The 349-nt window shown below is 52.1% G+C and carries 1 protein-coding gene; it reads right to left on the reverse strand.

Annotation, left to right across the window (positions count from 1 at the left end; all coding sequences use genetic code 11):
• On the reverse strand, positions 1 to 349 hold a 349-nt coding region (locus AB9F29_RS21520), incomplete at both ends, for a peptidogalycan biosysnthesis protein (RefSeq protein WP_369757204.1).

Raw genomic sequence — 349 nt, forward strand, 5'->3', positions numbered from 1 at the left:
AGCGAGTTGAACTGCACCTTGAAGAATGGCGCTGCGGCCTTCGGCTTCAAATCCAGGTAGAGTTAAAAAACGGCGTCCAGTTGCTGGCGTGAACTGGACGGCCATCTGTAGTTTGGGGTAGTAATTTCCCCCAGCATTCTCGAAGGCTTGAGCCCAGTTGAAGTCAAAAATATACTCTCCCTGACTGTGGGATTTTACGTAAAGCGGGGAGGCCGCAATCATTTGACCGTTTTTATTGACCGTCAGGTAGCGTCCGTGCCAACCACTCGTTCCGCCAACGGATCCACTGTCTTCTAGCGCTTTGAGAAAACGGTAGGTTGTGAAGGGATCAAAGTGGCGCGCCCCGTTC

Source organism: Falsihalocynthiibacter sp. S25ZX9, from assembly GCF_041205405.1.
Lineage (GTDB): Bacteria > Pseudomonadota > Alphaproteobacteria > Rhodobacterales > Rhodobacteraceae > Falsihalocynthiibacter > Falsihalocynthiibacter arcticus.